This is a genomic window from Gordonia prachuapensis (assembly GCF_036350515.1).
GTDB lineage: Bacteria > Actinomycetota > Actinomycetes > Mycobacteriales > Mycobacteriaceae > Gordonia > Gordonia prachuapensis.
In genome coordinates this window covers 62,203-86,420 of record NZ_JAZDUE010000002.1, presented here as the reverse complement: position 1 = coordinate 86,420, position 24,218 = coordinate 62,203, and the positions used below count along the sequence as shown (strand labels likewise).

The window sequence follows — 24,218 nt, the reverse complement described above, 5'->3', positions numbered from 1 at the left end:
CTCACTCACGCCGACTGCAGGGCGGCGATGGCGGCCTTGAGCTTCGACGCGGCATCGGCGGCCACATCGGGCAATCCCGCGGCGTCGGTCACCTCGACCATGATGTCGGGATTCATCGCCTCCACGATCACCGTGCCGGAGTTCTCGGTGTCGTCACGGACGACCACATTGCAGGGAAGGAGGAGGCCGATCTGGCGGTCGATGCCGAGCGCGCGGTGGGCCAGCGGCGGATTGCAGGCGCCGAGGATCAGGTAGTTCTCCATGTCCTCGTCCAATTTGGCCTTCAGCGTCGCCTTGACGTCGATCTCGGTCAGCACGCCGAATCCTTGATCGGACAACGCCTCACGCGTACGTGCGACGGCGTCGCCGAAGGTGGTCTGCAGAGTGGTGGTGTATCCGAGCTGCATTGCTCGTCCTTTCGATGGGTGTCATGCGAGAGCGAGAAACAGTTTCTCGAGCTGCTCCTCGGTCATCGGTTCCATGTTGTCGGCGTCCTCGCCGGTCAGGCACTGGCGTAACCCGGTCGCGACGATCTTGAAACCGGCGCGATCGAGGGCCCGCGAGACCGCGGCGAGCTGGGTGACGACGTCTTTGCAGTCGCGCCCCTGCTCGATCATCGAGATCACTCCCGCCAACTGGCCGTGTGCTCGACGCAATCGGTTGAGTACCACGGTGATCGCTTCGTCGTCGCCTACCATGAGGTGCCTTCTCTCTGTTCGGTTGCCACCCCCGATCATATACCCCTTGGGGTATATGTGGTGGAGGTCAGTGGCCGAACGAGACCTTCGGTAGGAGGCGCCGAAGCCATGCGGGGCTCCACCAGGCCCCATGGCCGGTGATGCGCAGCAGTACCGGGAGCAAGACGAGGCGGATCAGCGTGGCGTCGAGGAGCACCGCCACGCCCAGGATGATGCCCATCTCCTTCGGTGGCAACGGATCCGCGAGAGCGAAGGTGAAGAACACGGCGACCATGACCGCCGCGGCGGCGAAGATCACCCGGCCCGAGTGCGCCAGCCCGTCCACATGAGCCACCTTCGGGTCTCCGGAGCGTTCGTAGTGTTCCTTGGCGGTGGCCAGGAGGAAGACGGTGTAATCCATCGCGATCGCGAAGATCATGGCGAAGAAGAACACCGGACCCCACCCGTTCAGGAACCCCTGTGGCTCGAATCCGAGCAGCCCTGCGCCCCAGCCTTCCTGGAAGATCAGCCGCGCGACGCCGAATGCGGCTGCGGTCGACAGTAGGCTCACCACGGTGCCGAGCAGGGCGATCACCGGCGCCTGCAACGCGATCAGCAACAGCAGGAACCCCAGCGTGAGAATCACCGCGACAATGATCGGCAACCAGTCGTTCAGTGCCTGCTGGAGGTCGATGTTCTCCGCCGGAGCGCCGCCGACCAGCGCATTCGCCGGCAGCGAGGTCCGTAGATCCTCGACGATGGCGTTCATCGTCGGATCGGACGGGTCAACAGAGGGAATGGCCTGCAGCATCGCGAGACCCGACTCGTCGACGGCCGGCTGGGGCGGCGTGACCATCGACACGCCGGGTGTCGACGCCGCGACTTCGGCTGTCTGGGTGGCCTGACCATCCGGCACGACGATCTGGAGTGCGCCGGGCGCTCCCGGGCCCATCGATTCCTGCACCACGGCATAGCCCTGGCGTACCGGGGCGTCGTCGGGCACCACGCTGATCGACGGCATCGCGACCTTGAGGCCGATGACAGGCAACGCGAGTGCGATGAGAACGACCAACGCGCCGACAGCGAACGGCCACGGATGGCGGTGCAGCAACTCGCCCCACCTGGCGAAGATCGGCGAACGATGGTGCTGACGCTTGGCCCAGGGCAGGGAGACCGCGTTGACGCGGGTTCCGAGTGCGCCGAGAACGGCGGGTAGCAGGGTCATCGTGGCGGCCAGGACGAAGGTGACCGCCAACATGATGCCCACCGCCATGGTCCGGACCGCAGGCGCGGGCACAAGGAGGACCGCCGACAGGCTCACCAGAACCGTCAGGCCGGACAACAAGACCGCCTTGCCGGCGGTGTCCATCGTCTCGACGGTCGCCGCGATCGGATCATCCTTGCGGGCGGCCAATGCGGCTCGGAACCGCGAGACCACGAACAGTGCGTAGTCGATGCCCAGTGCCAGCGCGAACATCATCGCGAAGTTCATGGCCCACACCGAAATCGGTGTGACCATGTTGAGTAGCACCAGGCCGCCGGCCGAAGCGACGAGTCCGGCAATGGTCAGCAGCAGGGGCAGGCCTGCGGCGACCAGCGAACCGAACGCAATGACCATGATGGCCAAGGTGATCGGCCAGGACACCATCTCCGCCTTGATCATCGCGTCGTGGTTGGCCTTGTTGAAGTCGCTCCACAGCGCGGACGCCCCGGTGGGGTAGACCTCGATTCCGTTGCCGGACAGTGCGGTCAGTTCGTCCTTGTGCTCGTCGACGGCGCGCACCATGTCATCGGTGGAGCCGTCCGCGCCGATCAGGACGATGCCGGTGTGGCCGTCCGGGCTGATGGAGCTGCCGGGCTGCGGTGACACCACCGCGCCGAACCGGTCGTCGGTGGCGGCGATGTCGTTGATCTCGTCGATGACCCGCTGCATTCCGGTGTCGGTGATCGACTGCGCATCGGAGTGGACGACCACCTGCACGGCCGCCGACGAGTTGCCGCCGAAGTGCTCCTGTGCGAGGTCGCGCACGGCGACGGATTCGGAGCCGTTGGCTTGCCATCCGGCGCCGGCGAGGGAGTTGAAGACCGATGGCGCCACGGCACCGAGGCCGATCACGATGAGAGCCCAGGCCGCGAACACCCAGCGCCGATGGACCGCAGTCGCGCCGCCGAGCCGTCCGAGCGGCCCGGATCGCCGGACGTGGTCGGTTCTTGATGGCTGCGAGGTCGTCGCCATGCTTCCTCCGCATTCGCGTGGGACTTATATACCCATGGGGGTATTTCAGGAACGCGATCGAACATACCCCATGGGGTATATGGAGGCAAGGATTCGGATATGTCGACCGCGCGAACGCGGGATGCGATGGGGGAGAGTTCCGGTTGCGGGCGAAGTGGCTTTTGCCAAAGCAACACCCCGTGGGCAACCGCTTTGGCAGCATGATTCCATGACTTCGGCGGCGACCCCGAAGGGGCTGCGACGTCGGTCCCGACTCATCGAGGCCGCCGGAGAGTTGCTGCTCGAAGGCGGTTTCGACGCCGTCCGTCACCGTGCGGTCGCCGAACGGGCGCAGCTTCCGTTGGCATCGACCACGTACTACTTCGGATCGCTCGAGGATCTGATGGCCGAGGCCGCCGCCCACGTCTGTCACCACGAGGAGAAGTGCATCGCGCAGCGTCGGGATGCCGTGACACGTCGACGCCGCGGCGGGCACGCGACGGCCGACGCGCTCGCCGAGGTGTTCGTCGGGCCCGACACGACCATCGAGACGTTGGCGGCACGGTACGAGACCTTTGCGCTTGCTCCCCGCTACCCAAGGCTGAAGGACGTCGTCATCGATCGGTGGGTGATGTTGGCGGAGATGCATTCCGACGTCTTGCAGCGATCATTCCGGGTGGCCGAGCCGGCCCACGTCCAGCAGCTGATCGCGGTGGAGGACGGCGCGGTCGTTGGCGCGTTGGGACTGCGTCAGGTCAGCCCGTATATAGCCGCGCGGGACGCGTTGATCGAAGTCATCGAGGTGCTCGCGCCTCGGGAGTAGCAGAGGATCGGCCGACGAGGGGAGCGGACCATGGGATCGGGACGACGACAGGCGCTGAGCCGGCGTTTGGTGGTCACCGCTGCGGCGACGCTCGCCGCGGCCGGGATGGCGGTGCCCGGGCAGGCGTCCGCCGCGCCGGTCGGGAAGGTCGATGCGGGGGTGCCGTTCTCGTCGATCGTCTACGGCACAGGCTGCTTGTACGAACTCACGGTCGACGTGAACTCGTCGGGCGCCGTGACGTTCTGGGAACGTCCCCGGGGTGGGCCGGCCCGCGTCATCGGGGTGGCCCCGGCCTACGGCGCGATCGCGACGACCAAATGGGTTCCGCGACGGATAGCAACCACTGAACTCTACGCGACACAGAACGGAGCGACCGGCCCGATCGCGGTGTTCCCGGTTCATCAGGGGTACGGGTCGGGGTGGGCGTGCTTCGCGTTATGATCGGTCGCCCACAGGGAATCGGGGGATATACGTGGGGATCGAGGCCAATGGTCATGGTGGCGCAGTGCGGGTCACCGTCACCGAAACCATTCATTTCGGCGAGATCGAGGTTGTGACCGGCGACTCTGCGACGACGGCGACATACCTGGACGACCAGCCGTTGCGGGTGACCGTGCGCAGGCCCGGTCCTCGCACCGACACCCGGATTCCGATCGGGACCCGCGACGGGGCCGCCCTCGCCGTCGACATCGACGGCCGGCCTGTTGCGATATCGGCCGGTCGGGCGCGGCTCACGAGCAAGTCCTACGAGATCCGCGCGACCTTCGACGACTCGCGACTCGTGTTCCGGCCCAAGGACATGTCATCGAGTGAGCTCGTGTCCGAATCGGCGGGCAGTTGGAACAATCGGCTCGGCGACATCACTCGGCTGAACGACGGATCTGTTCTCGTTGTGTGGCGTCAGCCGTTCACGGTCGCGAGGACCACGATCGCGCCGCCTCTGCCGAGTCGGGAGCAGGCGTTGGTCGCGGTGGCGATCGGATCGGCGATCGGCACTGGCGGTCTCTCGATGACGACGATTCTGGCGAGCGCATTCAACGCCATGTTTGACTGAGGTCCTGGCACGAGCGCGCTCTGGCTCCGCCGGCTGATCGAGCCGGGTGAGGGCGCGACTAGACTGTGTGCGTGTCGAAGCCCTCCATCAGCAACGTCCTGGCCGGCCGCTACGCCTCTCCCGAGATGGCGGAGATCTGGTCGCCGAACCACAAGATCGCGCTCGAACGCGAACTGTGGATCGCCGTCCTCAAGGCGCAGCGGGACCTCGGCATCGACGTCCCCGACAATGCGATCGCCGACTACGAGAAGGTCGTCGACCGGATCGACCTCGACTCCATCGCCGAACGTGAGCGGGTCACCCGTCACGACGTGAAGGCCCGCATCGAGGAGTTCAACGCGCTGGCCGGTCACGAGCAGATCCACAAGGGCATGACCAGCCGCGACCTCACCGAGAACGTAGAGCAACTGCAGATCATGCGTTCGCTCGAGCATGTGCACGCGCACGGCGTCGCGGTGCTCGCTCGCATCGTCGACCGGGCCGCGCAATACTCGGCGATGGTGATGGCGGGTCGGAGTCACAACGTTGCCGCTCAGGCCACCACGCTGGGCAAACGGTTCGCGAGTGCGGCCGACGAGCTGATGATCGCGTTGTCCCGGGTGCGAGAGCTGATCGACCGCTACCCGCTGCGGGGGATCAAGGGGCCGATGGGGACGTCGCAGGACATGCTCGACCTGCTCGGTGGTGACGCGGTCAAACTCGCCGACCTCGAGTCGCGGGTCGCCGATCACCTCGGGTTCGCCCGGTCGCTCACATCCGTGGGGCAGATCTATCCCCGCTCCCTCGACCACGACGTCGTCTCGGCATTGGTGCAGCTCGCGGCGGGTCCGTCGTCGCTGGCGCACACCATTCGGCTGATGGCCGGCCACGAACTTGTCACCGAGGGCTTCCAGCCGGGACAGGTGGGGAGCTCGGCGATGCCACACAAGATGAACACCCGCAGCTGCGAACGGGTCAACGGCCTGCAGGTGGTGCTGCGCGGCTACGGGTCGATGGCCGGCGAGCTCGCCGGTGCCCAGTGGAACGAGGGCGATGTGTTCTGCTCGGTCGTGCGCCGAGTGGCGCTGCCCGATGCCTTCTTCGCCATCGACGGCCTGATGGAGACGTTCCTGACCGTGCTCGCCGAATTCGGCGCCTACCCGGCGGTGATCTCCAACGAACTCGACCGGTACCTGCCGTTCCTTGCCACGACCAAGGTGTTGATGGCGTCGGTGCGAGCCGGTGTCGGGCGAGAAACTGCTCACGAGGCGATCAAGGAGAACGCGGTCGCAGTGGCGCTCGCCATGCGTGAGGAGGGCCGCGAGCCCGACCTGCTCGACCGGCTGGCCGCCGACGACCGCATCCCGCTGGATCGCGCACAACTCGACGCGCTGCTCGCCGACAAAACGGTGTTCGTCGGTGCCGCCGAACAGCAGGTCGCCGACGTGGTCGCCGCGGCCGAGAAGGTCATCGCCGAATACCCCGACGCGGCGACGTACACTCCTGCGCCGATCCTCTGACCACGCACCCGTTCCCTGAGGAGACCCGGAGCTTGCGGAGGGTCGTCACGAAGGGGCCTTCGTGACGCACGCTCCTTCGTCGCGGGCTCCTCAGGCAACGGGTGGTGTCCGCGCTCCTTCGTCGCGGGCTCCTCAGGCAGCGGGGTGCGGAGTTTTTCCCCCGATCCCTGAGGAGGTCCGGAGCTTGCGGAGGACCGTCACGAAGGGTCCGCAACCCGGTCCGCGTGGCCGAGATTCCAGTCCGGCAGCGCGACGTCGCGGACCAGCTTCTTCAGGGTGACCGCGTCCGGGAAACCGCCGTCGCGCTTGCGTTCCCACACCTGCTGGCCGTCGACATCGATGTGGAACACCCCGCCGGTACCGGGTAGCAGGGTCACCGAGCCCAGGTCGGTCCCGAAGGTGTTGAGCAACTCGCCGGCCATCCACGATGCGCGTAGCAGCCAGTTGCACTGGGTGCAGTAGGTGATGGAGATCTGTGGGCCCGTCACGCGTTGCAGCGTCTCATACCTCTAGTGTCGAAGCCATGCGTCCTGAACTGCAGTCATACACACACGTGGCGTCGGGCAAGGTGCGTGAGATCTACGAGATCGATGCGGGCACCCTGCTGCTGGTGGCATCCGACCGCATCTCGGCCTACGACCACATCCTGAGCCCGGTCATCCCGGACAAGGGGCGCATCCTGACCGCGATGAGTTTCTTCTGGTTCGACGTTCTCGGAGTGCCGAATCATCTCGCGGGCGGGCCGACCGACGAGCGGATTCCCGCCGAGGTGGTGGGGCGGTCGATGGTGGTCCATCGACTGCCGATGGTTCAGGTCGAATGCGTGGCGCGTGGGTATCTCACCGGGTCGGGCCTGCTCGACTACCAGGCGACGGGTTCGGTGTGCGGGGTTCAACTCCCCTCCGGTCTGGAGGAGGCCAGCAGGCTTCCGGAGCCGATCTTCACCCCCGCCACCAAGGCCGCGCAGGGCGACCACGACGAGAACATCTCATTCGACCGTGTCGTCGAGCAGGAGGGGACGGCGCGGGCGGAGCGGCTCCGGTCTACCACCCTCGACATCTACCGCCGCGGTGCGGAGCTCGCGGCGCAGCGGGGGATCATTCTGGCGGACACCAAGTTCGAGTTCGGTATCGGCCAGGGCGGAGAACTCGTGCTGGCCGACGAGGTGTTGACCCCGGACTCGTCTCGGTACTGGGAGGCGGCAACGTATCGCCCGGGGCAGGTGCAGCCGAGTTTCGACAAACAGATCGTGCGGAACTGGCTCACCGGGCCGGACTCCGGTTGGGATCGAGTTGCCGATCAGCCGCCACCGTCCCTGCCGGAAGACGTGGTGGAACGCACCCGAGAACGCTATATCGAGGCCTACGAATGGATCTCGCAGAGATCGTTCGATGAGTGGCCGGGGAACGAGTAGGAGATGATAGTGACCACCGACGTCCACGCGCCGGTCGCCAAGAAGGTGCCCAGCGAACGTACCCACCACGGCGACACGTTCGTCGACGACTACGAATGGTTGCGCGACAAGGACGATCCCGAGGTCATCGCGTACCTCGAGGGACAGAACGCCTTCACCGAGGCGCACACCGCCCGACTCGAGGGTCTGCGCGCCGACATCTTCGGGGAGATCAAGAGCCGCACCCAGGAGACCGACATGTCGGTCCCGAGTCGCCGCGGCCGGTATTGGTATTACGCCCGCACCGAGGAGGGCAAGCAGTATGGGTCCCGCTGCCGGTGTCCCATCGCCGGCGACGACGACTGGACGCCACCGGAGGTCGTCGCCGACGCGCCGCTGCCGGGTGAAGAGGTCCTGCTGGACGCCAACATCGAGGCTGAGGGCCACGACTTCTTCAGCCTGGGCGCGTTGACGGTCAGCGACGACGGAAACTGGCTTGCCTACAGCACCGACGTCGTCGGCGATGAGCGGTACACGTTGCGGTTCAAGGACCTCCGAACAGGCGACCTGCTCGACGACGTCATCGCCAACACGGCCGGCGGTGCCGTGTGGTCGGCGGATGCGCGACATGTCTTCTACCAGACCGTCGATGACGCGTGGCGGCCGGACACGGTGTGGCGCCACGACATCGGAGCCGGCACCGACGACGTGCGGGTGTTCCACGAGCCCGACGAGCGGTACTGGGTCGGCATGGGTGCGACCCGCAGCGACAAGTACCTGATGATCGGAGTCGGCTCCAAGGTCACCTCGGAGGTCTACGTCCTGGCGGCCGACGATCCGACCGGCGAGTTCCACAGTGTCGCGCCCCGGGTCGAGGGTGTGGAGTACAGCGTCGAACACGCGGTGATCGACGGCTCCGACCAGTTCCTGATCGTGCACAACGACATCCGGGACGGCGTGAAGGCAGAGAACTTCGCGATCGACATCGCGCCCGTCGGTGACCTGGCGGACCGCCGCGAACTGATCGCCCACGACCCGGAACGGCGAATCGAGGACATCGACGCCTTCCGCGACTACCTCGTCCTGTCCTACCGCCGTGCGGCGCTTCCCAAGATGGCCATCGCCGACCTGCGGGCGATCGACGGAATCCCGGCAGCGACCGACTTCCACGAGGTCACCTTCCGGCAAGAGCTGTGTTCGGCAGGACTCGCGGCCAACCCCGAATGGTCGACGCCGCGCCTGCGCATCGGCTACGGCAGCTTCATCGATCCGACGGAGGTGCTCGACCTCGACGTCGCCACCGGCGAACTGAAACTCCTCAAGCGGCAACCCGTCCTGGGCGGCTACGACGCGGCCGACTACGTCCAGACCCGCGAATGGGCGACGGCCGCCGACGGGACCGAGATCCCGCTGTCGATCGTGCGCCGCAAGGGCGTTGACGACGCGCGGCCGGCGCCGCTGCTGCTGTACGGATACGGGTCATACGAGGCGAGCATCGACCCGTCGTTCTCGGTTTCGAGGCTGTCGATGCTCGACCGCGGAGTGGTGTTCGTGCTCGCCCACATCCGTGGCGGCGGCGAGATGGGCCGCTACTGGTATGACAACGGCAAGACGCTCACCAAGAAGAACACCTTCACCGATTTCGTCGACGCCGCACAACATCTCGTCGACACGGGGTGGACGACGCCGGGACAGATGGTCGCCGAGGGCGGCTCCGCGGGCGGCCTGCTGGTGGGGGCTGTGGCCAACCTGGCCCCGGAGCTGTTCAACGGCATTCTCGCGGCAGTGCCGTTCGTGGACGCGCTCACGTCCATCCTCGATCCCTCGTTGCCGCTGACGGTCATCGAATGGGACGAGTGGGGCAACCCGCTGCACGACCCGGAGGTGTACGCCTACATGCGGTCGTACTCGCCGTACGAGAACGTCGAGGCGAAGCCGTACCCACCGATCCTCGCCCTCACTTCACTCAACGACACCCGAGTGTTGTTCACCGAGGCAGCGAAATGGGTTGCGCGGCTCCAGGAGCGGAGCACGTCGGGTAATCCGATCCTGCTCAAGACCGAGATGTCGGCAGGTCACGGCGGTGTCAGCGGACGCTACAAGCAGTGGGAGGAAGTCGCGTTCGAGTTGGCGTGGATTCTGCAGCAGACGGGGGCGGTCGTTCCCGACTGACTTTTTCACGCCGACAGAACCCGGAGTTCCGCCGACAGAACCCGGTTTCGCGCCGACAGAACCCAGAAAATCACCGAGAGAACCCACCCGCAATGCAGACGCGGGCCGTCATCCAAGACGGTGGGTTCTCTCGGTGATTTTCTGGGTTCTGTCGGCCGCCGTGCCGGGCGCGTCGGCGACGGGCGTTGCGCGGCGTCAGTGCATGATGATCGGCGCGGGCTGATCCATGTCCTCTTCCACCAGCGGCGAGGCGATCTTCTTGCGCGGCAGGAACAGCGCCGGGATGAACGTCAGTGCGATGAGCACGACCGCCACCAGGAACGTCGAGCCGAAGATGTCGGCAGCGGACTCGAAGAACGACGGCGGGATCGGCGCGTTCTGCAGTTCCGGCGGCAGGCTCTGCGGTGCCGTGTTCGACATGATCGCAACGCCTGCCTGCATGCTGCCCGCCAGTCCGCTGGCCAGGACCACCGAGATGACCGCGGAACCGATCGACGACGCGCTCTGCTGCACGACGTTCATCAGCGTGGAGCCGTCGGGAACCTGCGCGTTGTTCAATGTCGCGAGGGCGGCGGACATGATCGGCATCATCGTCATACCCATGCCGAGACCCTGGACGAACAGGGCACCGCACAGCAGCAGATACGAGGTTTCTGCGCCGAGGAACACGAACACCGACATGCCCGCGAGGAGCAGGAGGATTCCGCCGAGCACGAACTTGCCGGGACCGATCTTGTCGGTCATGCGACCGGCGATCGGCATGGTCAGCATGGCGCCCAGGCCCTGCGGTGCGAGCAGGAGGCCGGCGGTGAGCGTGGACTCGCCGCGGACACCGATGAAGTACTGCGGGAACAACAGTGCGGCACCGAAGAACGCGATCATGAACAACGTCATGGTGATCACGGCGACCGAGAGGGTGCGGTTGCGGAACAACCGCAGATCCAGCAGTGGCTTGTCGGTGTGCAGTGCGTGCCAGATGAATCCGGCGATGAGGAGGGCGCCGACGATCGCGGGGATCAGCACACTGGCGCTCATGAAGGTGCGGTGCTCCGCGCTCGACGAGATGCCGAACAGGAACAGCGCGAGACCCGGCGACAGCAGCAGCAGGCCGATGATGTCGATCTTCGGACGCGACGTCGCCTCGTCGTCACGCAGCACGAACCACGAGTAGACGAGAGCGACGAGGCCGATCGGCACGTTGATCAGGAAGACCCAGTGCCAGCTGGCCTTCTCGATGAGCAGGCCGCCCAGGATCGGGCCGCCGATCGGTCCGAGAAGCATCGGGATACCCAGCACGGCCATGACCGATCCGACACGCTCGGGCCCGGCCGCCTTGGTGAGGATCATCATGCCGATCGGCATCAGCATGCCGCCGCCGAGACCCTGGATGACGCGGAAGGCGACCAGCGATCCGATGTTCCAGGCGAGGGCGCACAGCACCGAGCCGAGAATGAACAAGACCAGCGAGGTCAGGTACACCTTCTTGGTGCCGAATCGTGAAGCCGCCCAGCTGGACAGCGGGATGACGGCGGCCAATGCCAACGTGTAGCCGGTCGCGGTCCAGGCAGCGCCGGCCGCATCGGTGTTGAACTCCTGCTGGAAGGTGTTCTGCGCGACCGCGACCACGGTGACGTCGAGGATCGACATGATCGCGCCGAGCACGACCACGCCGGCGACCATCAGGACGTGCCGGTCCAGTTTGGTGTCCGGTGGGCCCGCATGCGCGTGCGCCGGAGTGGATGAGGAGGTCATGAAGTGGCTTTCTGTGTGTGGTCTGGAGTCGAGGGGGTGGACGTGCGATCGGTCGACACCGAGAAGTGATCGACATCGGCGTCGATGATGGCCCGCAGAACGTGGTTCAGGTCGTCGCGCAGCGGCTGTGACAGCCCGGTCACGAAGGCTCGTACGGTCTCGCGTTTGATGTCGAGTTGGGTGGTCACCACGTGCGTTCCGGCGGCAGTGAGGGAGATCCGCTTGACCCGGCGATCCGTCGGGTCCTCGCGGCGGTCGACGAGGTCGAGGCTGACGAGCTTGTCGACGGTGCGCCCGGCCGCCGCCAGTGACAGTCCGACGTGGTCGGCGATGTCATTGACCGACATGTCTTCGCCGGCGTCGTAGTGGGCGGCCAGCCCGAACAGGACACGCATCTGGGAGAAGGTCAGGTCGGTTGCGGCGAGTGCGTCCATCGTCTTCGCCTGGCCGACACAGTTGAGTCGCTCCAGGAATTCGACGAAGGTCGCGCAGGCGGCATCGAGTGCCGTCGTGGCACCGCGAGACTCTTCGGACGTAGACACCCCAAGAAAGTTACGCGCACGCAACTATATCGTCCACGCAATTATTGGTGAGATCGCACATATCTCGCAGGCGCGGGTGATTCGGATCACAGCCTCCGGATGGGCTCGGAGCCTGCGATAGCGTCGGATCCGTGAGCAATATCAAGGACATCCCGGTCAAGGCGCTCGATGGCAGCGCACTCGCTCTCTCCGACTTTGCGGGCCCGTTGCTGGTCGTCAACGTCGCCAGCAAGTGCGGCCTGACCCCGCAGTACACCGGCCTCGAGGAGATCGCCACGACGTACGGCGACCGCGGACTCACCGTCGTCGGTATGCCCTGCAACCAGTTCATGGGGCAGGAACCTGGCACGGCCGAAGAGATCGCGACGTTCTGCTCGACGACCTACGGCGTGACCTTCCCGCTGCTGGAGAAGGCCGACGTGAAGGGCGATGACCAGCATCCTCTGTATGCCGAACTCACCAAGGCCGCCGACGCCGACGGCGAGGCGGGCGACGTGCAGTGGAACTTCGAGAAGTTCCTGGTCGGCGCCGACGGCACCGTGATCAATCGGTTCCGGCCTCGCACCGAGCCGACCGATCCGACCGTGGTCTCGGCCATCGAGGCCGCTCTCTGACACTCTTCCCGTCGACTGGGCGCCGTTTCCCGTCGAGTGGGCGCCGTTTTCGGTTGAGTGGGTGGCACCGGCCGCCCGGCCTTGCCCAATCGACGAGAAGTGGCGCCCAGTCGACGAGAAGTGGCGCCCACTCGACGGGGCCGGCCTACCGGTAAGCTGATCGCCGGAACTGCGCACCTGTGAGAACGGAGCAACTGCCCATGGCGCGAGTGGTGGTCGATGTGATGCCGAAGGCCGAGATCCTCGATCCGCAGGGCCAGGCGATCGTCGGGGCGTTGGGTCGCCTGGGGTTCTCCGGGATCGCCGATGTCCGGCAGGGTAAGCGCTTCGAACTCGAGGTCGACGACACCGTCGACGACGTCACCCTCGAGCGCATCGCCGAGGAGCTCCTCACCAACACGGTGATCGAGAACTTCAACGTCTCCCGCGTCGCGGAGTAGGGGAGGCGCCGGCATGACTGCTCGAATCGGGGTCATCACCTTCCCGGGCACCCTCGACGATGTGGACGCCGTCCGCGCGGTGCGCATCGCCGGTGCGGAGCCGGTCGAGTTGTGGCACGGCGACGCCGATCTGAAATCCGTCGACGCCGTCATCGTCCCCGGCGGCTTCTCCTACGGCGACTACCTGCGCGCCGGCGCCATCGCGCGATTCGCGCCCATGATGGGTTCCGTCATCGACGCCGCCGCCAAGGGAATGCCGGTCCTGGGCATCTGCAACGGCTTTCAGGTGCTGTGCGAGGCGGGCCTGCTGCCCGGCGCGCTCACCCGTAACGAGGGGCTGCATTTCATCTGCCGTGACGAGTGGCTGAAGGTGCAGTCGAACACCACCACCTGGACGACCCGGTTCGAACTCGGTGCGGAGATCCTGATCCCGCTCAAGTCCGGTGAAGGGCGCTACGTCGCCCCGCCCGGCAAACTCGAGGAACTCGAAGGCGAAGGACAGATCGTCTTCACCTACGCCGGCGGCAACCCCAATGGATCCGCCCTCGACATCGCGGGGATCTCGAGCCGCGACGGCCGGATCGTCGGCCTGATGCCGCACCCCGAGCACGCGACCGAACCGTTGACCGGACCCAGCGACGACGGGCTCGGCCTGTTCTACTCCGTCATCGACTCGGTCCTCGCCGCAGCCTGATGGGCGCAGCCTGATGGCCACAGTTCGATGACCTCGGTGATCATGGCGGCCATCGGCGTCGCGATGCTCGTCGTCGGTGCACTCGCGCTGCGCATGCTGCCCAAGGTCGGTGCCGTCGCCGGGCTCGTTGCCGCGATCTGCGTGGGCCTCGCCTACGACAACATCGTCGTCGCCATCGGCCGATTCGTCGGCTACGGCGACACCCTGATGGCAATCAACATGCCGCGCTTCTGGATTCACGCCGTGATGACGCCGCTGCTGATCATCGTCGCCGGCAACCTGGTCGCGCGACTCGGCGTGGAGCAGGCGCGCACCCGCAACGTCGTTCTCGGCGGCTGGGCACTCGTGGCGATGCTGATCCTGATCGGGATCGTCGAGGACGTCGTTCGGCTGGACCTGGCACCCGAGGACGCCGGCGACGCGTTGCGGTACGTGAACGCGGGCGTCGAGGGAGCACCCATCCCCGCCATCATCACCGTGTTGGCACTGATCGTCATGGGCATGGTCGCATGGCGCTACGCAGGCTTCCCGTGGCTGTTCGTCGGCGCACTGGTGATGTTGATCGCCGCGCCGATCGGCAGCTCGGTGCTGTGGGTCGGCAACCTCGGCGAACTCGTCCTTATGGTGTCGGTCCTGGTGACGATGGCCGCGGTCGGCGGGGCAAAGGTGCCGACGACCCCGTCCGTCACCCGTCCCCGCCCGTAATCCGCCCGGTGAACCGACGACGAACGGAGTCCTCTCGATGACCATGACGACGACCGCGACGGCCGAGGGGCTCGGCGAGTTCATCGACGCGTCGCCGTCACCGTTTCACGTGTGCGCCACCGTCGCCGCCGAACTCGAGGCCGCCGGGTACGTGCGACTCGCGGAGGACCAGGAGTGGACGGCGCCGGGCGGCCGAAACTATGTGATCCGCGGCGGGTCGATCATCGCCTGGGACGCCGGAGACGGCAACACCTTTCGAATCGTCGGCGGCCACACCGACAGCCCGAACCTACGGGTCAAGCAGCGGCCTGCGAAGACGTCCGCGGGCCTGGGAATGGTGCCGCTCGAGCCCTATGGCGGGGCCTGGCTGAACTCGTGGCTCGACCGCGATCTTGGCCTGTCCGGCCGGCTCGCCTTCCGGTCCGGAGCCGGCGTCGACCACGTGCTCGTCCACGTGACCGAGCCGGTGGTGAGGGTGCCGCAGTTGGCAATTCACCTCTCGGAGGACCGCAAGGGCGTCACCCTCGACCCGCAGCGGCACGTCGATGCGATCTGGTCGTTGAACCCCGAGGCGCCGGACGTGCTGGAGTGGGTCGCGGGCTATGCCGGGATCGACCCCACATCCGTGCTGGGGTGGGAACTGATGACCCACGACGTGGCGCCGAGCCGCCTGATCGGTGCCGATGACGAATTGCTCAGTGCGCCACGGCTCGACAATCAGGGAACCTGCTACGCGGGCCTACGGGCCCTCCTCGACGGCGAGCCGTCGATCCCCACCCGGGTCCTGGCGCTGTTCGACCACGAGGAGGTGGGCAGCGGTTCCGAGCGTGGTGCCGCCTCGGACTTCCTGGCGACGATCATCGAACGGATCGTGCTGGCGCGCGGCGGGTCTCGTGCCGACTACCTGCAGGCGATGGCGGGCAGTGTCTGTGTGTCCGGGGACATGGCGCACGCGACCCACCCGAACTACCCCGAACGGCACGAGCCATCGCACCGGATCGCGATCAACGGCGGCCCGGTGCTCAAGGTGAACCAGAATCTTCGCTACGCCTCGGATGCGGTGGGCGAAGCGGTGTTCGCCGTCGCGTGCGAGAACGCCGGGGTGCCGATGCAGCGCTATACCCATCGCGCGGATCTACCCTGCGGGTCCACGATCGGACCGATCACGGCGGCACGGACCGGGCTGACCACCATCGACGTCGGTGCCCCGCAGCTGGCGATGCACAGCGCCCGCGAGATGATGGGCGCTGCCGACGTGGCCATGTATTCGGCTGCGCTGCAGGCTTTCCTGAGCGCACCCTGACTTCGGGCTTCGTGGTTCAGTACGTGCGTGCGTGGCCCAGCACGTCGTCGACGTAGGTCATCGAATTGTTGTAGCGCAGGATCGCGGCCACCTGATCCTTCGGATCGCGCAGGTCCCCCTGCTCGTCGCAGAGGTAGCGCGCCGTCGCCAGTGCGGCGTCGAACACGTTCTGCGGGTCGGCCTTTCCGTCGGCGTTGCCATCCGACGCGTACGTCTCCCACGTGGACGGCAGGAACTGCATCGGCCCGACAGCACGGTCGTAGTGCGCGTCTCCGTCGAGCAGCCCGTCATCGGTGTCGGTGATGACCTCGTTGCCGGCCAACGTGCCGTTCAGCGTCGGCCCGTAGATGGGATCACGCAGATCTCCGCTGGCCGGGTCCACATTGCCGTTGTTGGCGTGGTGTGACTCGACGCGGCCGATCCCGGCGATCATCGGCCACTCGATCCCGCACGCGGGAGTCGACTGCGACATCGACTGGGCGGCATCACGATACGCGACGTAGTTGGCCTCCGGCACCGCCCCGTTGGTGACGCTGGCAGGAGGTGGTGGCGGCGGAGGCGGTGCGGGTGCCGGGGGCGGTGCGGGGCGCTCCGCGGTCACCGGCGAGGCGTCCACTCCCCGGGCGAGGGGCTCCGGGGACGCCGACCGCACATTCGCCGTGTCGGAGGCCTGCGGAGCCGCGGACTGGCCGGCCCCGGCGGTCGTGGTGGCCGCCGCGGCAAGCACCCCCAGCGGGACGACGGTCACCGCCAGCCAGGGCGGACGGGTGTTGCGGGAACGATGGGATCTCGATGCTCGGGACCGGCGGGGCACCGTGTCGGTGGGCCGGGTGAACGGCAGCGGACGCGGTGCGGAGTGCTTTCCCAAGCGTATCAACCTCGCGGACAACGATTGTCGGACATTTCGGTCAACCTCCGACCCGCCGCTGCGGGCCATGGCCGCGCTCGACCGTACATCAGATCGTCCGCCGGCCGTTACGGTGCCGTTACCGATTCTGAGAGGTTCCTGATCGGTCGCTGATCGGCTCCTCTCGCTGAGCAGGTCAGCGAGTCGGCGGGTCGGACTGTGATACCCGCCACATGATCTCGGCGCCGATCAGTTCGGTCGCAACACGGTGAGGGTGGTTCCCTGCCTCAGGACGACATAGCCGTCGACCGCCTCGGCGGACCCGATGATGGGCCGCGTCCAGGCGATCTCGCCGCTCTCAGTGTCCACCGCGGTCACCTGATCGGGATTGGCGAAGACGAGTTCGGTTCCGGCAGAACCGATACAGTTCAGATTGTCGAGATTCTCCGCCGGTGCATCGAAACTCGGTGGTTCCATCCGGCCGACCGGTTCGCCGTCGACGAGCGTGTAGAACACCCGCGACCGGTCTTTGAGCGCGAAGGCGACCTCGGTGCCGCACGGCTTGGTGTTGGCCTTCGACAACTCGGGGTCGGTGATCTGCCACAGCGCCTCCGACCGCGCGGGATCGCGGATCTCGTAGCGGCCCTGCGTGGCCTGCACCTGGCCGTCGCCGGTTCCGGTGAGCACCGGCAGCACCGAAGGACCGGGGACGATACGCAGACCCTCGGCGACAGTGGTCGGCGGCGTGCGGACGACGCCACCCTCGACAGCGTGGGTCTCGACGCGCTCCTGTCCGAACTCGTTGTACTGGACGGCGATTCCGCTGGGATATGTCGTGATGGTGCACTGCGTGCACGAGAGTCGGTCGGCGCCGGTGTCCGGGTCGAGAACGAAGTGGCCGCCGTCGGCGGTCGTCACCAGCAGCACGCCGTCCGGGCGCACGTCGGCGGTTGCGGCCGCGGCGAACGTCCGCGACCAGAGCTCGCGTCCGTTGGGGGTGCGCAGCGTGACCTGATACCCGGCCTGGTCGATGCGAAGGTAGTTGGTACCCAGGCCGATGACCTGCTTCGTGTCGTCGAGCGGTGTCGGGGAGCCGGGGCCGTCATCGTCGACCAGGTAGAAGCCGTCGGAGATGCCGCCGACCTTGACCGCGCAACCCACCTGCCCGAACTCGTCGAACGCGCAATCCCCGAGGCCGGCGACGACGGGCTCACCCCAGATCGTTGCGCCCGAGCGCTTGTCGACGAGCTGATAGGCCCGACCCAGCCCCGACGGGTAGCTGAGCAGCCACTGATCGGCGTGGGTGTCCGCGACCTCGATCCCACCACCGGTCTGATAGTCCGGCAAGGTCTCGTCGGAGTGCGTCCACGCGTCGTCGGGTTCGCGTTCGTAGCCTCGGAGCTGACCTGCGACGTACTCCTGTTGCTGGTTCTCCGGGGTGCCGATGGCGAGCACCACGCCGACCGTCGCGATCATCGCCGCGACCAGGACCATGGTGACGGTGCCGATGCCGAAGGGCAGGCGCCGCGCGAGATCGGACATCGGTGATCGGGCGGGCATGGCCATCAGTGAATCATGTGGCCGGGACGGCCTCCGGCCGGGCGGCGAGTCGATCGGTCGAGGCCTGGGCGCGGAATGCGGCCGGACTCAGGCCGCGGTGGCGTTTGAACGCGGCGCTGAAGGCGAACGGGCTGGAGTATCCGACCTGCCGGGCGATGCTGCTCAACGCCGTGTCGTGGTCGGCGAGGAGGTCAGCGGCCACCGAGAGACGCCAGTGGGTGAGGTAGGCCATCGGAGGTTCTCCGACCAGCTCGGCGAAGCGGCGCGCCATGACGGCTCGGGAGACCCCTGCGGCGGCGGCCAGCGTCCCGACGGTCCACGGCTTGTCGACACCGTTGTGTAGCAGTCGCAGCGCCTGTCCGACCACGGGATCGGAGTGCGCCCGGTACCACTGGGTGGCACGGAGGTGACCGCCCTCCATCGATTGGCGCAAACCGGTGATGAGCAGCAGGTCGAGCAGACGGTTCAGCACCGCCTCCTGCGCCGGGGAATCACGCACGATCTCGTCGTCCATCAACGAGATGAGCGGATGGTCGGCCATCGGCACGAGGGTGATCCGGTCCAGCGCGTTCAGGAGACGCTCGCTGACCTCCCCACTGGAGTACGTGCCGATGAGCATGATCGCGGCGGCATCGGAGTCGTCGGGGGTGTTGCCCCACGAGCGCACCCCGAAGCACATGTCGTCGGCCACGCTGTGGGTGCCGGTGGGGTCGTAGCAGTCGCCGTGGGCATCGATCCGCGCCACCCAGTCGGCGCCTTCGGCGTCACCGATCGTGTACGGGTGAATGCCCCGGATCAGCGCGACGTCGCCGGGGCGGACGTGATGGCTGGTGCCGTCGTCGTAGGTCAGTACCGACGCCCCGCGGGTGACGGCGACGACGGTCAGCGGGGCGGTGTCCTCGATCCGCACCGACCACGGGGACCGCATGACCATGCGCAGCATCATCGGAGTCTGTGCGCGGGGGCCGTTCAAGAGGCTGCCGAGAGCGTCCATGTGAGCGAGTGTACGACCGCTGAGACGATCACGTATGAAATCGAGCCGATCACCCATGGATCGTCTCGGCCTTCCGGTGTGGAGTGGGTTCATGACACAGAACTCAGCAACATCCGACACTGCCCGTACAGCCTCGGTGGCTCCCGTCCTCGTGGTGGGAGCGACCGGCAAGACCGGCCGTCGGGTGGCCGACCTCCTCGCCCGGCGCGGCCATCCGGTCCGCAGCGCAAGCCGGTCGAGCACGACCCGTTTCGACTGGACCGACCGATCCACCTGGATGCCGGCACTCAGCGGCGCCGGCCCTGTCTACATCTCGTATCAACCGGATCTCATCGTTCCCGGCGCCACCGACGACATCGCGGAGTTCGTCCGGATGGCCGAATCGGCGGGAGTGACGCGTCTGGTCCTGCTCGCCGGGCGCGGTGAACCGGAGGCCGCCGAGGCCGGACGGTTGGTGCACGAGAGCCGCATCGAGTCGACGGTGTTGTCGTGCGCGTGGTTCGATCAGAACTTCTCCGAGGGTGGATTCGCGCCCGAGGTGGCCATGGGTTCGTTGACGCTTCCCGTTCCGGAGGTGGGCGAGCCGTTCGTCGACGCCGACGACATCGCCGAGGTCGCGGTGGCCGCGCTGCTCGACGATTCGCCCGCCGGCAATCCACACGCCGGCCGGACCTATGACGTGACGGGCCCGCGTCTGCTCACGTTCGCCGATGCCGCCGCCGAGATCGGCCGAGCTCGCGGCACCGAGATCGTCTACACCCGTGTGGGTCTCGATGATTATCGAGAACTGTTGCAGCAGTTCGATGTTCCCGACGCCGAGGCCGGTCTGCTACTCGCATTGTTCGGCACGTTGTTCGACGGCCGGAACTCGGATGTCTCCGACGATGTCGCCCAGGTTCTCGGCCGCCCGGCGACAGATTTCTCGGCATTCGCGGAATCGATGGCGACTGTGCCCGCTCACGAGGATCAGGTCGCGAGATGAACATCCTTCGCGACACCGTCCTGGTTTTCGCGATCACCACCACCGGGCTGGTCGCCGGGCTCCTCGCCGCGTTCGCCTACGCGGTGATGCCCGGCCTCCAGCGCGCAGGTGCGTCGGCCGCCGTCCCGGCTATGCAGCGAATCAACGTCGCGATCATCAATCCGGTCTTCGCGGTGATCTTCTTCGGCGCAGTCGGTTTCGGCATCGTCGCGGTCCTGCTGTGGTGGGGCGACGGGATGCGGTGGTGGCTCGTCGCCGGGGTCGTCCTCACGCTGATCGCCGTGGTGATCACCGCGGCGATCAACGTGCCGTTGAACAACCGTCTCGTCGCCGCAGGTGACGTCCCCGCAGCCGACGCACCCACGGTCTGGGCGGATTTCGTCGGACCGTGGGTGCGCTGGAACATCATTCGGGCCGTGATCGCCACCGCCGGTTTCGCGGTGATGATCCTCGGGCTGCTGCAGACGCGCGGTCAGTAGAGCTGGCCGAGATAGAACTGGGTGCCCTGATCGTCGGCGCAGAAGGCCATCACCCCGTACGGCTGGCGGTCGGGTTCGTCGATGATCCGGCCCCCGGCGGCTCGTAGACGATCGAGGGTGGCGTCGATGTCGTCGGTGTTCCACATCGGTACGGCGACCGACCGATCGGCCCCGCCGGCGATTCCGACCTGCGGCCGGACGTCATCGGCCTCCCAGCCGTCGTCCATGCGGCCGCCGCGGAACGTCCAGCCCAATGCCGCACCGTAAAAGGCGCGGAATCGCGCGCTGTCGGGAGTCAGCAGCGTGAGGTACGACATCTCGCCGACCCCGCGGGGGTGGGAGTCGGGTCGGGGTTCGTCGTCGGCCGGGACGTGCACCGAGAACGCCACACCCTGGTTGTCGACGGCGTCGAGAACCAGCCGGCCCTCCTGACCCACTTCGGTGACCTCGCCGGCGCTGCCGCCCGCCGCCAGGATCGCCGTACGTGCGGTGTCGAAGTCATCGACCGCGTACACGCAGTACAGGGTGTGTTCGCCGTAGTCGCCGGACTGCGAGATGCCCAGTCGGTGACCGAGATTGGTGACCTGACGCCGGACCGGATCGAACTCCCAGCCCAGCACCGCCCCGTAGAAGCGGGCGGCCCGCTCGACGTCGGGCGTCTGCAGCGACATGTACACGAGGTCGCCGGTGCGGATGCGATCGGGCGCCGAACCTGCCTTCGACGGTCCGGTGAGCATCCAGCGATGCCCGAACGGGTCGACGATGGTGCCGCTGCGCTGGCCGTGACCATCGAAGGGTTCGCGGGTGACCGCGGCACCGCCGCGTTCGGCGGCCGAGACCGCGGCGTCGGCGTCGTCGACGGCCAGCATCAGACTGACCGAGACCTGGCCGGGTTGCGGTCCGCGCATACCCATGTCCGGGAACTCTTCGGCGAGATACACCGCACCGCCGCCCATCTCGAGTTCGGCATGGCCGATCGTGCCGTCGTCCATGACGATCGGTTCTCCGCGCAGGCGGGCGCCGAGGTGTGCGACGTACCAGTCGATGGCCGCACGCGCATCGGCGACGGTCAGGTACGGCAGGGCGCCGGGGCGTTCCACCGCCGGTTCGGCAGTGGTGCTGATGGTTTCGATGGTTGTGGTACTCATGACAACTCCTTCGGGTAGGGTCGCCCCGCGCTCGAGTCGGTCGCGCAGGCGGCGAGCGAACTCGGCGTCGGGGGCGATCGGGTCGGCCCAGCCCGGCGAGTCGGCGGCCCGCAGAATGGTGAACGGGTCCGGTGGCGTCGCACCGCCGTGACGTGGCATGTTGTCGTGCCCGTTCATGCGTGGCCTCCTCTCCGCGCTTGTTGGGGTCGACCCGGCTGGCGGTCGCTTTCCGGGTAGGCCGCGCGGAAGGCCCGCTTGGCCCGGGTGAGCAGCGCTTCGGTCGCGCCCACTGTGCGGTCGAGGATCGCAGCGCAGTCGCCGACCGGGAGATCGTCGACGTAGCGCAGCGTCAACACCGCGCGATGAGTGGGTGACAGCGTCGCGAGGGTGTGATGGGCAACCATCCGGTCGATGTGGACGTCCCACAGGTCGTCCGCGGGTTCCGGAACCTCCTCGACCGGCTCCGGCGTCCGCTGCATCGCCCGCCAGTGGTCGGCGAGCTTGTGTCGCGCCACACCGATCAGCCAGGCCGTCGTGGGCCTGGCCGTGTCGTCGCGGCGCACGGTGTCCATCGCGGCGAGGAACGTCTCCGAGGTGACGTCCTCGGCGACGCGCCGGTCCGAACACCGCCGGAACAGATAGCCGTACACCGCCGGCAGCGCATCGTCGTACACCGCCAACAGTGCGGGCGCCCCGCCTCCGGGCGGACCCTCTCGTTCGCCACTCACACCTACATCGTCGTTCGCGGAGGTCGGAATCCGACGGCCGATCGCAGAATTGGTTCGCTGCGCAGTCAGACCCGCGCCGACGTCGCCACCACGGCGTCCGCCACCGCCTGCGGCTGATCGAGCGACATGAACGTGCGGGCGTTCGGCACCTCGACGAAGCGGGCGTCCGGGAAGACCGCGGCGAATCGTCGTCCGTGCTCAGGTGTGAAGCACCGGTCGTCGACGCCCCACGCCATCGTGACCGGCAGCCGTACCCGCGACATCCGTGCGGTGACCTCGGCGAGTTCCGCGGGATCGATCGCCTTCAGGAACGCGATCAGATCGTCTCGGATGCGGGCATCGGTCTGTACGGGCTCGAACACCGACCGGGTGAACTCCGGGTCCGGCTGGTTCATCAGGAGCCCCACTCCGAGTGGTGAATGCCGCAGCGCGCGCCAGCGCATGCTCTCGGCGAGGGGTTTGAGCAGCGGTCGCTGCCGGAGCAGGGCGAACAGCAGTCGGAACGGCTGAGGCGGGAAGAGGTCGAAAGCGTCGCAGTTGGTGAACACCACGGCTCGAGCGATGTCCGGATCGTCGTCGAGGGCGAACTGTGTGATCGCTCCGCCGGTGTCGTTGGCGACCAGGGTCGCACCGGACAGATCCAATGCATCGATGAACTCGTGGAGCAGGCGCGCCGCACCACGAGGGCTGCGGTCCGCCGTCGGCCCCCACGGGAGGTGGTGAGCGCCCAGCGGCAGGGTCGGCACGATGCTGCGGTACCCGGCGTCGGCGAGGAGTTCGGCCGCCGGTTGCCAGAGTCGGTGATCGACGAGGACACCGTGGACGAACACGACTGGTGGGTGGGGCGAGTCGGCGGGGCCGTGGCTCGCGTATTCGATGGTGGCGGTGGGCAGATCGATCGTCGACATCGTGGTCGTCATCGCGGGTGCCGCCTCTCGGATAGACTCGGAGAACTTACGAACACTCTGTATGAAAGTTACGTGCAACCTGTATGAAAGTCAATCGTCGTACTCAGGCCGAGCGCACCGCCGCGACCCGGGCAGCACTCGTGGCCGCGGGGCGCACACTGTTCGGCAACCACGGGTACGCCGCCGTCGGCACCCAGTCGATCGTCACCGAGGCAGACGTCACGCGGGGCGCGCTCTATCATCAGTTCAAGGACAAGCAGGGACTGTTCGCCGCCGTCTACGACCAGGTGGAACAGGACATCACCGCGGAGATCGCGACACAGGTGGCGGAGATCGGCGCGAGCGATCCGCTCGGCGCGCTCAAGGCAGGGTCACGCGTGTTCCTCGAACGGGCCACCGATCCGGCGGTGCATCAGATCACGTTGGTCGACGCCCCGGCCGTCCTGGGCTGGAGCGAATGGCGCGCACGGGGCGAGGAGTTCGGCTTCGCCCTCATCGAGGGCATCCTGCAGGCGGCGATAGCGGCAGGTCAGATCGCCGACCAGCCGGTCCGCCCGATCGCCCACGTCGCGATCGGAGCTCTCGACGAGTCGGCGCTCTATGTCGCGGCGGCCGAGGACAAGGCTGCGGCGACGGCTGAGGTCCTCACCGTCCTGGATCGGATCATCGATTCGTTCACTATCTGACTG

Annotated in this window: 26 protein-coding genes; 14 read left to right on the top strand and 12 right to left on the bottom strand. The window is 67.1% G+C overall.

Going from position 1 to position 24,218, the window contains the following annotated elements; translation table 11 throughout:
- Positions 1-5: 5 nt before the first annotated feature.
- The 3 genes from V1Y59_RS02795 to V1Y59_RS02785 all read right to left on the bottom strand — a co-directional run bounded on the left by V1Y59_RS02795 (position 6) and on the right by V1Y59_RS02785 (position 2,913).
- Complete coding sequence (locus V1Y59_RS02795; RefSeq protein WP_330503317.1) at positions 6-407, bottom strand: DUF302 domain-containing protein; 402 nt, start codon at positions 405-407, stop codon at positions 6-8.
- Positions 408-428: 21 nt separating this feature from the next.
- Positions 429-698, bottom strand: coding sequence for a metal-sensitive transcriptional regulator (locus tag V1Y59_RS02790; RefSeq protein ID WP_330503316.1), 270 nt, complete (start codon positions 696-698; stop codon positions 429-431).
- A gap of 67 nt (positions 699-765) precedes the next feature.
- On the bottom strand, positions 766-2,913 hold the full coding sequence (locus tag V1Y59_RS02785; protein ID WP_330503315.1) for an MMPL family transporter: 2,148 nt from the start codon (positions 2,911-2,913) through the stop codon (positions 766-768).
- A gap of 208 nt (positions 2,914-3,121) precedes the next feature.
- Between V1Y59_RS02785 and V1Y59_RS02780 the strand changes: the two genes are divergently transcribed.
- The 4 genes from V1Y59_RS02780 (at position 3,122) to purB (ending at position 6,268) form a co-directional block, all read left to right on the top strand.
- Positions 3,122-3,715 (top strand): TetR/AcrR family transcriptional regulator, encoded by a 594-nt coding sequence (locus V1Y59_RS02780; protein ID WP_330503314.1) that lies wholly within the window; start codon positions 3,122-3,124, stop codon positions 3,713-3,715.
- Positions 3,716-3,745: 30 nt separating this feature from the next.
- Positions 3,746-4,156, top strand: a complete 411-nt coding sequence (locus tag V1Y59_RS02775) for a hypothetical protein (RefSeq protein WP_330503313.1) — start codon at positions 3,746-3,748, stop codon at positions 4,154-4,156.
- A 64-nt stretch (positions 4,157-4,220) separates the two neighbouring features.
- Positions 4,221-4,769, top strand: coding sequence for a hypothetical protein (locus V1Y59_RS02770; RefSeq protein ID WP_330503312.1), 549 nt, complete (start codon positions 4,221-4,223; stop codon positions 4,767-4,769).
- Between the two features lie 71 nt (positions 4,770-4,840).
- Complete coding sequence (gene purB, locus V1Y59_RS02765; protein ID WP_330503311.1) at positions 4,841-6,268, top strand: adenylosuccinate lyase; 1,428 nt, start codon at positions 4,841-4,843, stop codon at positions 6,266-6,268.
- 197 nt (positions 6,269-6,465) lie between these two features.
- Here purB and V1Y59_RS02760 read toward each other — a convergent pair whose 3' ends face one another.
- Positions 6,466-6,756 (bottom strand): Rdx family protein, encoded by a 291-nt coding sequence (locus V1Y59_RS02760; RefSeq protein WP_330503310.1) that lies wholly within the window; start codon positions 6,754-6,756, stop codon positions 6,466-6,468.
- Positions 6,757-6,791: 35 nt separating this feature from the next.
- On the opposite strand from V1Y59_RS02760, the gene V1Y59_RS02755 reads away from it, so the two are divergent.
- Positions 6,792-7,682 (top strand): phosphoribosylaminoimidazolesuccinocarboxamide synthase, encoded by an 891-nt coding sequence (locus V1Y59_RS02755; RefSeq protein ID WP_330503309.1) that lies wholly within the window; start codon positions 6,792-6,794, stop codon positions 7,680-7,682.
- A gap of 3 nt (positions 7,683-7,685) precedes the next feature.
- Positions 7,686-9,833 carry a S9 family peptidase gene (locus V1Y59_RS02750; protein ID WP_330503308.1) on the top strand — a complete coding sequence of 716 codons (2,148 nt, stop codon included), beginning with the start codon at positions 7,686-7,688 and terminating at the stop codon, positions 9,831-9,833.
- Positions 9,834-10,028: 195 nt separating this feature from the next.
- Here the strand turns inward: V1Y59_RS02750 and V1Y59_RS02745 are convergent, their stop codons facing one another.
- Together V1Y59_RS02745 and V1Y59_RS02740 are read right to left on the bottom strand one after the other, a co-directional pair.
- Positions 10,029-11,585 (bottom strand): DHA2 family efflux MFS transporter permease subunit, encoded by a 1,557-nt coding sequence (locus V1Y59_RS02745; protein WP_330503307.1) that lies wholly within the window; start codon positions 11,583-11,585, stop codon positions 10,029-10,031.
- Positions 11,582-12,127 (bottom strand): MarR family winged helix-turn-helix transcriptional regulator, encoded by a 546-nt coding sequence (locus V1Y59_RS02740; protein WP_330503306.1) that lies wholly within the window; start codon positions 12,125-12,127, stop codon positions 11,582-11,584. Before V1Y59_RS02740 ends, V1Y59_RS02745 begins: the two co-directional genes overlap by 4 nt.
- Before the next feature lie 131 nt (positions 12,128-12,258).
- Between V1Y59_RS02740 and V1Y59_RS02735 the strand changes: the two genes are divergently transcribed.
- The 5 genes from V1Y59_RS02735 (at position 12,259) to V1Y59_RS02715 (ending at position 15,883) form a co-directional block, all read left to right on the top strand.
- Positions 12,259-12,741 (top strand): glutathione peroxidase, encoded by a 483-nt coding sequence (locus V1Y59_RS02735; RefSeq protein ID WP_330503305.1) that lies wholly within the window; start codon positions 12,259-12,261, stop codon positions 12,739-12,741.
- 200 nt (positions 12,742-12,941) lie between these two features.
- Positions 12,942-13,181 (top strand): phosphoribosylformylglycinamidine synthase subunit PurS, encoded by a 240-nt coding sequence (purS, locus tag V1Y59_RS02730; protein WP_330431370.1) that lies wholly within the window; start codon positions 12,942-12,944, stop codon positions 13,179-13,181.
- A 13-nt stretch (positions 13,182-13,194) separates the two neighbouring features.
- Entirely contained in the window at positions 13,195-13,875 is a 681-nt protein-coding gene (gene purQ, locus V1Y59_RS02725) for a phosphoribosylformylglycinamidine synthase subunit PurQ (RefSeq protein ID WP_330503304.1), read from the top strand.
- 27 nt (positions 13,876-13,902) lie between these two features.
- Positions 13,903-14,580 carry a hypothetical protein gene (locus tag V1Y59_RS02720; protein WP_330503303.1) on the top strand — a complete coding sequence of 226 codons (678 nt, stop codon included), beginning with the start codon at positions 13,903-13,905 and terminating at the stop codon, positions 14,578-14,580.
- Between the two features lie 37 nt (positions 14,581-14,617).
- On the top strand, positions 14,618-15,883 hold the full coding sequence (locus V1Y59_RS02715; protein WP_330503302.1) for a M18 family aminopeptidase: 1,266 nt from the start codon (positions 14,618-14,620) through the stop codon (positions 15,881-15,883).
- 16 nt (positions 15,884-15,899) lie between these two features.
- On the opposite strand, the gene V1Y59_RS02710 is transcribed toward V1Y59_RS02715, so the two are convergent.
- From V1Y59_RS02710 to V1Y59_RS02700, 3 genes are all read right to left on the bottom strand, one after another.
- Positions 15,900-16,697 carry a lytic transglycosylase domain-containing protein gene (locus tag V1Y59_RS02710; RefSeq protein WP_431309093.1) on the bottom strand — a complete coding sequence of 266 codons (798 nt, stop codon included), beginning with the start codon at positions 16,695-16,697 and terminating at the stop codon, positions 15,900-15,902.
- A 282-nt stretch (positions 16,698-16,979) separates the two neighbouring features.
- The gene (locus tag V1Y59_RS02705) at positions 16,980-18,296 is read right to left on the bottom strand and encodes a replication-relaxation family protein (protein WP_330503301.1); all 1,317 of its coding nucleotides are present in this window, start codon (positions 18,294-18,296) and stop codon (positions 16,980-16,982) included.
- Positions 18,297-18,303: 7 nt separating this feature from the next.
- On the bottom strand, positions 18,304-19,284 hold the full coding sequence (locus V1Y59_RS02700) for a helix-turn-helix transcriptional regulator (protein WP_330503300.1): 981 nt from the start codon (positions 19,282-19,284) through the stop codon (positions 18,304-18,306).
- 91 nt (positions 19,285-19,375) lie between these two features.
- On the opposite strand from V1Y59_RS02700, the gene V1Y59_RS02695 reads away from it, so the two are divergent.
- The gene (locus V1Y59_RS02695) at positions 19,376-20,266 is read left to right on the top strand and encodes a Rossmann-fold NAD(P)-binding domain-containing protein (RefSeq protein ID WP_330503299.1); all 891 of its coding nucleotides are present in this window, start codon (positions 19,376-19,378) and stop codon (positions 20,264-20,266) included.
- A complete protein-coding gene (locus V1Y59_RS02690) occupies positions 20,263-20,745 on the top strand; it encodes an anthrone oxygenase family protein (RefSeq protein ID WP_330503298.1) in 483 nt (160 codons plus the stop codon). Before V1Y59_RS02695 ends, V1Y59_RS02690 begins: the two co-directional genes overlap by 4 nt.
- On the opposite strand, the gene V1Y59_RS02685 is transcribed toward V1Y59_RS02690, so the two are convergent.
- From V1Y59_RS02685 to V1Y59_RS02675, 3 genes are all read right to left on the bottom strand, one after another.
- Positions 20,739-22,070 carry a VOC family protein gene (locus tag V1Y59_RS02685; protein ID WP_330503297.1) on the bottom strand — a complete coding sequence of 444 codons (1,332 nt, stop codon included), beginning with the start codon at positions 22,068-22,070 and terminating at the stop codon, positions 20,739-20,741. The genes V1Y59_RS02690 and V1Y59_RS02685 overlap by 7 nt on opposite strands.
- Positions 22,067-22,621 (bottom strand): RNA polymerase sigma factor, encoded by a 555-nt coding sequence (locus tag V1Y59_RS02680; protein WP_431309083.1) that lies wholly within the window; start codon positions 22,619-22,621, stop codon positions 22,067-22,069. The genes V1Y59_RS02685 and V1Y59_RS02680 overlap by 4 nt, the downstream gene beginning before the upstream one ends.
- A gap of 65 nt (positions 22,622-22,686) precedes the next feature.
- Positions 22,687-23,541 carry an alpha/beta fold hydrolase gene (locus V1Y59_RS02675; RefSeq protein ID WP_330503296.1) on the bottom strand — a complete coding sequence of 285 codons (855 nt, stop codon included), beginning with the start codon at positions 23,539-23,541 and terminating at the stop codon, positions 22,687-22,689.
- A 71-nt stretch (positions 23,542-23,612) separates the two neighbouring features.
- Here V1Y59_RS02675 and V1Y59_RS02670 point away from each other — a divergent pair, with 71 nt between their 5' ends.
- Positions 23,613-24,215: a TetR/AcrR family transcriptional regulator gene (locus V1Y59_RS02670; protein ID WP_330503295.1), complete on the top strand. Its 603-nt coding sequence runs from the start codon at positions 23,613-23,615 to the stop codon at positions 24,213-24,215.
- Positions 24,216-24,218 lie beyond the last annotated feature (3 nt).

Coding starts and splice junctions, on each gene's coding strand:
- V1Y59_RS02790 (WP_330503316.1), bottom strand. CDS start 698: ATGGTAGGCGACGACGAAGCGATCACCGTGGTACTCAACCGATTGCGT.
- V1Y59_RS02695 (WP_330503299.1), top strand. CDS start 19,376: ATGACACAGAACTCAGCAACATCCGACACTGCCCGTACAGCCTCGGTG.
- V1Y59_RS02780 (WP_330503314.1), top strand. CDS start 3,122: ATGACTTCGGCGGCGACCCCGAAGGGGCTGCGACGTCGGTCCCGACTC.
- V1Y59_RS02700 (WP_330503300.1), bottom strand. CDS start 19,284: ATGGACGCTCTCGGCAGCCTCTTGAACGGCCCCCGCGCACAGACTCCG.
- purS (WP_330431370.1), top strand. CDS start 12,942: ATGGCGCGAGTGGTGGTCGATGTGATGCCGAAGGCCGAGATCCTCGAT.
- V1Y59_RS02775 (WP_330503313.1), top strand. CDS start 3,746: ATGGGATCGGGACGACGACAGGCGCTGAGCCGGCGTTTGGTGGTCACC.
- V1Y59_RS02690 (WP_330503298.1), top strand. CDS start 20,263: ATGAACATCCTTCGCGACACCGTCCTGGTTTTCGCGATCACCACCACC.
- V1Y59_RS02750 (WP_330503308.1), top strand. CDS start 7,686: ATGATAGTGACCACCGACGTCCACGCGCCGGTCGCCAAGAAGGTGCCC.
- V1Y59_RS02685 (WP_330503297.1), bottom strand. CDS start 22,070: ATGAACGGGCACGACAACATGCCACGTCACGGCGGTGCGACGCCACCG.
- V1Y59_RS02715 (WP_330503302.1), top strand. CDS start 14,618: ATGACCATGACGACGACCGCGACGGCCGAGGGGCTCGGCGAGTTCATC.
- V1Y59_RS02755 (WP_330503309.1), top strand. CDS start 6,792: ATGCGTCCTGAACTGCAGTCATACACACACGTGGCGTCGGGCAAGGTG.
- V1Y59_RS02670 (WP_330503295.1), top strand. CDS start 23,613: ATGAAAGTCAATCGTCGTACTCAGGCCGAGCGCACCGCCGCGACCCGG.
- V1Y59_RS02705 (WP_330503301.1), bottom strand. CDS start 18,296: ATGGCCATGCCCGCCCGATCACCGATGTCCGATCTCGCGCGGCGCCTG.
- V1Y59_RS02745 (WP_330503307.1), bottom strand. CDS start 11,585: ATGACCTCCTCATCCACTCCGGCGCACGCGCATGCGGGCCCACCGGAC.
- V1Y59_RS02795 (WP_330503317.1), bottom strand. CDS start 407: ATGCAGCTCGGATACACCACCACTCTGCAGACCACCTTCGGCGACGCC.
- V1Y59_RS02720 (WP_330503303.1), top strand. CDS start 13,903: ATGACCTCGGTGATCATGGCGGCCATCGGCGTCGCGATGCTCGTCGTC.
- V1Y59_RS02785 (WP_330503315.1), bottom strand. CDS start 2,913: ATGGCGACGACCTCGCAGCCATCAAGAACCGACCACGTCCGGCGATCC.
- purQ (WP_330503304.1), top strand. CDS start 13,195: ATGACTGCTCGAATCGGGGTCATCACCTTCCCGGGCACCCTCGACGAT.
- V1Y59_RS02675 (WP_330503296.1), bottom strand. CDS start 23,541: ATGACGACCACGATGTCGACGATCGATCTGCCCACCGCCACCATCGAA.